Origin of the sequence: Rhodococcus sp. (in: high G+C Gram-positive bacteria) (assembly GCF_049591685.1) — a bacterium.
Taxonomy (GTDB): domain Bacteria; phylum Actinomycetota; class Actinomycetes; order Mycobacteriales; family Mycobacteriaceae; genus Rhodococcoides.
Genome location: NZ_JBAWFH010000226.1, coordinates 1 through 7,636 on the forward strand (window position 1 = coordinate 1; position 7,636 = coordinate 7,636).

7 protein-coding genes are annotated in these 7,636 nt (G+C 65.2%); 4 read left to right on the forward strand and 3 right to left on the reverse strand.

All coding sequences use genetic code 11. The features are described from left to right. A partial coding sequence (locus tag WBQ44_RS09495) for a hypothetical protein (protein ID WP_495566454.1) occupies positions 1-427 on the reverse strand: 427 nt, incomplete at its 3' end. A gap of 191 nt (positions 428-618) precedes the next feature. Here WBQ44_RS09495 and WBQ44_RS09500 point away from each other — a divergent pair. Further along, positions 619-1,599: an ROK family protein gene (locus tag WBQ44_RS09500; protein ID WP_495566455.1), complete on the forward strand. Its 981-nt coding sequence runs from the start codon at positions 619-621 to the stop codon at positions 1,597-1,599. Positions 1,600-1,706: 107 nt separating this feature from the next. Continuing rightward, positions 1,707-2,477, forward strand: a complete 771-nt coding sequence (locus WBQ44_RS09505; protein WP_495566456.1) for a lysophospholipid acyltransferase family protein — start codon at positions 1,707-1,709, stop codon at positions 2,475-2,477. Positions 2,478-2,503: 26 nt separating this feature from the next. Here WBQ44_RS09505 and WBQ44_RS09510 read toward each other — a convergent pair whose 3' ends face one another. Continuing rightward, entirely contained in the window at positions 2,504-3,715 is a 1,212-nt protein-coding gene (locus WBQ44_RS09510; protein ID WP_495566460.1) for a glycosyltransferase 87 family protein, read from the reverse strand. A 180-nt stretch (positions 3,716-3,895) separates the two neighbouring features. On the opposite strand from WBQ44_RS09510, the gene WBQ44_RS09515 reads away from it, so the two are divergent. After that, entirely contained in the window at positions 3,896-4,381 is a 486-nt protein-coding gene (locus WBQ44_RS09515) for a polyadenylate-specific 3'-exoribonuclease AS (RefSeq protein ID WP_495566457.1), read from the forward strand. A gap of 50 nt (positions 4,382-4,431) precedes the next feature. Further along, the gene (locus tag WBQ44_RS09520; protein WP_495566458.1) at positions 4,432-5,820 is read left to right on the forward strand and encodes a class II 3-deoxy-7-phosphoheptulonate synthase; all 1,389 of its coding nucleotides are present in this window, start codon (positions 4,432-4,434) and stop codon (positions 5,818-5,820) included. Between the two features lie 3 nt (positions 5,821-5,823). On the opposite strand, the gene WBQ44_RS09525 is transcribed toward WBQ44_RS09520, so the two are convergent. Then, positions 5,824-7,636: Stk1 family PASTA domain-containing Ser/Thr kinase (locus WBQ44_RS09525; protein ID WP_495566459.1), on the reverse strand; the 1,813-nt coding region annotated here is incomplete at its 5' end.

Sequence of the window (7,636 nt, forward strand, 5' to 3'; positions counted from 1 at the left end):
TGCTGCGTTTCCGTCCGGACCCCTCGGTCTGGCCGGCATGAGAGGCAGGCGGTAGGTGGGTAGCGAACATTCCGATGTCGCGGCGGAGCTGTGGTCTCTGGCCGAGACGGTGCTGGCGCGGATCGAACCGATGCTGCGACAAGCCGTCGACATCTCCGGCCAAGCTTCCCCGGACCCAGGCGGGCAATCGCAACGTCCGCAGCAGGGCTGTACCTGGTGTCCGGTGTGCGCGTTGGCTGCGCTCGTTCGAGGCGAGCAGCACGATTTGCTCACGCTCCTGGCCAGCGAGAGTGCCACGATTCTTGCTCTCCTTCGGCAACTCGTGGCCGAGCACTCCCCGCGCACTACCGACTCGTCGGACGCCACTCGTTCTGCTCCCGAAGCGCCGCGTGAGGGTCAGCCCACCGGCGGCAGTGGTGCATTTCATAGTGGCGACCGGACTGTCGCAACCGACACGGTTGACCCGGTAGTCCGACGCGCGAAATTCGTACCCATTACCGTTACCGTGAAGAATTCGACCACAGCGGAACGTGAAGGTCGTCACGAGTAGGGGCCGGTCGAAGGACTGGTCGCGACGAGTTCGTACGCCGTTGGGGGACGGCCGAGGAAGGTCGGACAATGAAGCGGCATCGGGATGCTCTCACGATCGGCATCGACGTCGGCGGAACCAGCCTGCGGGCTTCGGTTGTCGACGGCCGCGGACAGGTCATCGACTCGACGCAGTCGCCGACACCTCATTCCGCGCAGGCCCTCGAACACGGGCTCGATCGGGCCGTTCAGGAATTGGCTGCGCGACACCCCGTCTCGGCAGTCGGCCTCGCCGTGGCAGGCTTCATCAACTCCGACCGCACCGCTGTGCGCTTTGCTCCGCATCTTCCGTGGGTCGACACGCCGGTGGCGAGACAGATGAGCGAACGGATCGGCCTCCCCGTGTTGCTGGAACACGACGCCAATTCCGCGGCGTGGGCCGAATATCGCTTCGGCGCCGCCGCCGACGGGCGAAACGTGGTCATGGTCGCCATCGGAACGGGTATCGGCGCCGCACTTCTCATCGATGGTCGCATTTACCGCGGGAGTTACGGTGTGGCACCGGAATTGGGACACATTCAGGTGGTCCAGGAGGGTCGAGCGTGCCCGTGCGGAAAGCGTGGTTGTTGGGAAAGGTACTGCAGCGGAACGGCTTTGGTCGATACTGCAGTGGAGTTGCTCGCCGCCGACCCTGGCTCGTCGACCATCCTTGCGCGCGAGGTTTTCCTCGACCCCGGCTCGCTGACCGGTAGGCGAATCGCATCCGCGGCGCAGGACGGTGACGAGATCGGCCGTCGAACCATGCAGGACTTCGCTCGCTGGTTGGGTGTCGGGCTTGCCATGGTCAGTGACGTGTACGACCCCGACCTCATCGTCATCGCAGGCGGTGTCGCCACGTCGTCGAGCCAGTTCATCGACGAGGCCCAAGAGCACTATTCGCGGTTACTGACCGGGGCTGGGCACCGCCCGCTTGCCCGAATCAGAAGCACGCAGCTCGGTGAGGCCGCAGGGATGATCGGTGCAGCCGATCTGGCCCGATCGGAGTTTCTGACACCGTCGCGCCGACCCTGAATGTGAGCTCCGTCGCCACTGCTCGATTGCTGTGGTTGGGGTCATAAACAGTAGGTACAGTCTCCTCTGAACCTGACAGGGCGAAGAGAGAATTCAGGAAGGACGCCATGTGGTACTGGCTGTTCAAGTACGTCCTCATCGGTCCGCTCCTGACCGCTCTGGGTAGGCCCACGATCGAAGGGCTCGAGAACATCCCGGCGCGCGGGCCGGTAATTCTGGCGAGCAATCATCAGGCGGTATTGGATTCGTTCTATCTTCCGCTGAAGGTGTCGCGGCGGATCACTTTCCTCGCGAAGAGCGAGTACTTCACCGGCCCCGGTCTCAAAGGGGCGTTCCAAAAGTGGTTTTTCACCGCGGTCGGCCAGGTCCCCATCGACAGAACTGGCGCCGACGCTGCGCAGGACGCTCTGAACGCAGGCGTCCGGGTCATCGAGAAGGGCAAGCTCCTCGGCATCTATCCGGAGGGCACTCGCTCGCCGGACGGTCGGCTGTACAAGGGCAAAACCGGAATGGCACGCCTGGCACTGCAGACCGGGGTACAGGTCGTGCCCGTCGCGATGATCGGGACCGACAAGATGAACCCGATCGGATCGAAGGTCTGGCGGCCGGCGAAGATCACCATCAAGGTCGGCAAGCCGATCGACTTCTCCCGATTCGAGGGATTGTCGGGTAACCGCTTCGTCGAGCGGGCTGTGACCGACGAGGTCATGTACGAGCTGATGCTGCTCTCCGGTCAGGAATACGTCGACGTATATGCAGCATCGCTGAAGAAGCCTGCTCGATCGTCGAAGAACTCGGCCGACAAGAGCGAGCCCATGCCGCAGAGCGCGTGCCCCGCGTCGACGACCGGTCGGATGCCGGACACCAAGGCCAGCTGATCGGCTTCACGCAGGCGTGCCGCCGTTCACGCGGTGGCGCCCGGCGCTTTTATGGTTCCCTCTCGCGCTCGCTGATCCCCGGGAATGTTCTGCCACGGAACGACTGCGACGAGGACGATCGCCGCAAGTCCCCACCACACATACGAGGACGCGGCCACCTGATCCCACACCGGCCAGTCGAGGCCTGAGCTGCGGCCGGGTGCCAATCGCCAGTGCGGTGCGAAGTGCAGCAACAGAGCACCGAGCGCGACGAACGCCAGCACCGGGTAGTTGCGCCTGCGATATGCAAGCGTGGCCAGCGTGACGAGAAACGGTACAACCCATACCCAGTGGTGAGACCAGGACACAGGCGAGACCAGCAAGCCGAACAATGCGTTGATGCTCAGCGCCAGGGCGGCTTCGTGTGCTGCGAATGCACGACGCATGGCCACGGCGGCAACCGCAAGTAGGCAGCAGGAGAGCACGATCCATACGCCGGAACGCACCGTGTCGTCGAGGCCCATTCGGGCGAGGACGCCAGTGATGCTCTGGTTCGCCGGGTACGCGGGCCGCCCGATGCGATCGGAGTCGATGAGGGTGTCGGTCCAGTAGGTGAACGAGTCCGAGAGGGTGATGACAAAACCCAGCGCGGTGAACGCCAAGAAGCCGATGCCGGCAGTGATCGCCGCACGAAAGTCTTTGCGCAACAGAAAGTACAGAACGAACACTGCGGGCGTGAGCTTGACCGCAGCGACGAACCCGATCAGTACACCGCGCGGCCACGGGGTCTTTCGAGGCAGGCAATCGGCCGCGACGAATGCCATCAGGATGATGTTGATCTGTCCGTAGTCGAGCGTCGAGAAGACGGGCTCCAGAATCATCGACGCCGCGAACACCGCCACTGCAGTCCACAGCAAAAGAGTCCTCGGCGAGTAGCCGAGCGAGCGGAGCGTCAGAACGATGGTGAAGAACAGCGCCGTCAACGACAGAACAGTCACGACGAGACCCGCCGTGAACAACGACACCAGCGACAGCGGCGCGAACAACACCGCGGCAATCGGGGGATAGGTGAACGGGAGGGTGTTGCCCAGCGCAGTGGGCGGCATCTGGCCGTACAGCGGACTGCCGGAGGCGAACACCTCGCCGCCGATCCGGTAGACGTCGAGATCGATCCGGTAGTAATTGGCCAATGCCGGGAGGTCACGCAGGCCGGGTAGGCCGAAGATGTTGTACGCGATGCCCGCCAACGCGGCCACCATGACCACGAAGCACACGATCACCGTCACGGTGGGCGCTACCCGATGCCGAAGCGTCGGCGCTGTCGGTTCCGCGGGAGCGGGGGTCTGCGATGACGTCAACTTCGTTCCTTCTGTGTACTGCGCTGGAAAGCACTGGCTGCGCCGGGTAGGGCTGGGTAGCACTTCGATAGTCTGTGCGGCGTGCGTTACTTCTATGACACCGAGTTCATCGAGGATGGTCGCACAATCGAGCTGGTCTCGATCGGTGTGGTGTCCGAGGACGGCCGCGAATTCTATGCTGTCTCGTCCGAGTTCGACCCCGAGCGCGCCGGTACCTGGGTCCGGCGCAACGTACTGCCGAAGCTGCCACCGTACTCGTCGCCGCTGTGGAAAAGCCGCGCCCGGATCCGCGACGAGCTGCTCGAGTTCCTGGTGCCCCACCCCGGGGCCGAGGTCGAACTGTGGGCATGGGTCGCCGCGTACGATCACGTCGCACTCTGTCAGCTCTGGGGTTCGATGACCGAACTGCCGCGTTCGCTGCCGAGATTCACTCGTGAGATGCGGCAGCGCTGGGAGGACAGGGGTAGTCCGTATCTCCCCCCGGCGCCCGACGATGCGCACGACGCCCTCGCCGACGCGCGGCACAACCTGGCCAAATTCCGTGCGATCGAGGCGGCGCAGGCCTGACCCGACGGCCCGAGCGCCGACTCGTGACCGGGAGCGAATATCCTGATCGGGTGAACTGGACTGTCGACGTACCCATCGACCGCTTGCCCGAACTCCCACCGTTGCCCCCGACGTTGCGCCAGCAACTCGACGACGCTCTGGCGAGGCCCGCGGCGCAGCAGCCGTCGTGGGACGCGGGCCAGGCAGCCGATATGCGCAAGGTGCTCGAGAGCGTTCCTCCGATCACCGTCGCAAGCGAGGTCGAGGCGCTGTCGGACCAGCTAGCCGCGGTCGCTCGCGGAGAGGCATTCCTGCTGCAGGGCGGTGACTGCGCCGAGACATTCGTCGACAACACCGAGCCCCACATCAAGGGCAACATTCGAACGCTTCTGCAGATGGCCGTCGTGCTTACCTACGGCGCCTCCATGCCCGTGGTCAAGGTCGGCCGCATCGCAGGCCAGTACGCGAAGCCCCGCTCGGCGGACGTCGACGCCCTCGGCCTCAAGTCGTACCGCGGCGACATGGTCAACTCCCTCGTCGCCGAAGAATCCGTCCGTCGGCACGACCCGTCGCGGTTGGTGCGTGCGTACGCGAACGCCAGCGCCGCAATGAATCTCGTGCGCGCCCTCACCGGCGCCGGTATGGCCGACCTGCACAAGGTGCACGATTGGAACCGCGAGTTCGTCGCCAGCTCACCGGCAGGCGCCCGCTACGAAGCACTCGCGGGCGAAATAGATCGCGGTCTCCGCTTCATGGACGCATGCGGAGTGACGGATCCGAACCTCGAAACGGCGCAGATCTTCGCCAGTCACGAAGCCCTCGTACTCGATTACGAGCGCGCAATGCTTCGCCTGGACGACGCAAACGCCGACCATCCCAAGCTGTACGACCTGTCGGCGCACTTCCTGTGGATCGGTGACCGTACCCGCCAGCTCGACGGCGCCCATATCGCTCTGGCCGAACTGATCAACAACCCGATCGGGCTGAAGATCGGCCCATCCACCACGCCGGACATGGCCGTCGAGTACGTCGAACGGCTCGACCCGACCAACAAGCCCGGACGATTGACGTTGATTTCCCGCATGGGCAACGGCAAGGTTCGCGAATTGCTGCCGCCCATCATCGAAAAGGTCCAGGCAACCGGGCATCAGGTCATCTGGCAATGCGACCCGATGCACGGCAACACACACGAGGCGTCGACCGGCTACAAAACCCGACACTTCGACCGCATCGTCGACGAAGTCCAGGGCTTTTTCGAGACCCACCGCAGCCTCGGGACCCACCCCGGTGGAATCCACGTCGAACTGACCGGGGACAACGTCACAGAGTGCCTCGGTGGCGCGCAGGAAATCTCCGATCTGGACCTCTCCGGTCGTTACGAGACGGCATGCGATCCACGGCTCAACACGCAGCAGTCGCTCGAACTGGCCTTCCTCGTCGCGGAAATGCTTCGCGACTGACCCTCAGGGAAGAGACACGACGGTGACCGTCGAGCCCGGGGCCACTCTGGTGCCCGGGCCCGGCGTCTGCGAGACGACGATGGATCCGTCCGTGTCGAACACCTGCCGTACCTGTGCGCCGAGTTCGAGTCGATCGAGTTGTTCGCGAGCCGACCCGACGGACCGTCCGAGCAGCGAGGGCACCGTGATGGCGTCGGATACCTGAAGGCGCACACCCGTTCCGGCGCGCACGCTGGTGCCGACAGCGGGTGACGTGCCCGCGACCTTCCCGCCGTCCGTTTTCTCGTCGAATGCGATGTCCGTGCCCGACACCGATATTCCGACCGACGCAAGCGTCGCGACGGCCTCGTCCTCGGACATTCCCCCGACGTCGGGAACATCGACCGGAGGAGCGCCCTTCGAACGCAGTACCGCGACCGTGGCGCCCACCGCCAACGCAGTTCCGGGTGGTGGCTCCAAAGCGGCGACGCCGCCGACCGGCACGGTGGTGCTGAAGGCTTCCCCGCCGTCGGTCGGAGCGAAAGTTCGCTCACGCAACTGATCCTGCATGTCGCCGACGCTGATGTTCGGTGCAATGTCCGGAACGGTCGGTTGGCCCAGGGACACCAACAGATCAACGGTGTCGCCTCGCCCGACCTGCGCACCCGACGTCGGATCGGTGCCGATGAGGGTATCGATTGGTGCCGTGTCGGAGTAGGTACCGCGTATCTCGGTGGTCAGGTCGGCAGCGGCCAGCGCGCTTTCGGCGCCCATCAGGTCGAGCCCGCCGACCTCGGGCACCGTCGTGTACCGCCCCGAACCCATCCACCACCCACCGAGGCCGACGAGCACCGCGAGCAAAGCCACGATGGTCAGCCACACGACGATGGCGCGACGGGAGCGTTGCCTGTCGGCGTCGAAATCCGGGAACTCGTATTGTCGGCGCCCGACGTGACGCGGCGGTGGGGCGTCGTTGCCGCCGCTGTCGCGGCCGATGTCCTCGCCGCCGTTCCGGTCGACCCCGTTCCGCTCGACGAGGTCGTCGCCGCTGCGATGAGTGGGCGCTGTCTGTACCCGGGTGTGCTGCACGCCGGCAGGCGGCGGCGACACCACTTCGGTGGGAGGTGCATGAGACCCGGCAGATTCGCGGCCGGCGAACGTGGTGGGTGCCCCCAGTGCGGCGGCGCTGAGATGCTCGGCCGATCGACGCGGGGCGGGTACCCGGTACGGCGGAAGCTCGAGCCGCGAGCACACGCCACCGAGCGCACGTGCCATCTCGTCGGCGTTCTGAAAACGGCCCGCGGGGTCACGGACGGTCGCCCGAGCAACCAGCTCGTCGAACTCTGGGGGGACGCCCGCAATGAAGTGGCCCGGCCGGGGAACATCGTTGTCGATGCGTTGGTAGGCGATGGACAGCGAGGTGTCTCCACTGAACGGTGTTCGGCCGGTGAGCAACTCGAACAGCACGACACCGACCCCGTAGACGTCGCTTCCTGCGTTGGCCGAACCGGTCGTGACCTGCTCAGGCGACAGGTATGCCGCCGTGCCGAGAATCACACTGCTCGACGTCGCATTGGACGCGGCGACCGCACGGACGAGTCCGAAATCGGCGATCTTCACATCACCGCTGTCGGAGATGAGGATGTTCTCTGGCTTGATGTCGCGGTGAACCAACCCTGCGCGATGTGCCGTGCCGAGCGCGTCGAGTACCGGACGCACGACGGCCGCTGCGGCGTGCGGCGGCATCGGACCACGTTCGCGTAGCAGTTCACGCAGCGTGCCGCCCTCCACCAGCTCCATCACGAGGAAAGCGAACTCACCGTCGCGGCCGTGGTCG

Coding starts and splice junctions, on each gene's coding strand:
- WBQ44_RS09500 (WP_495566455.1), top strand. CDS start 619: ATGAAGCGGCATCGGGATGCTCTCACGATCGGCATCGACGTCGGCGGA.
- WBQ44_RS09505 (WP_495566456.1), top strand. CDS start 1,707: ATGTGGTACTGGCTGTTCAAGTACGTCCTCATCGGTCCGCTCCTGACC.
- WBQ44_RS09510 (WP_495566460.1), bottom strand. CDS start 3,715: ATGGTGGCCGCGTTGGCGGGCATCGCGTACAACATCTTCGGCCTACCC.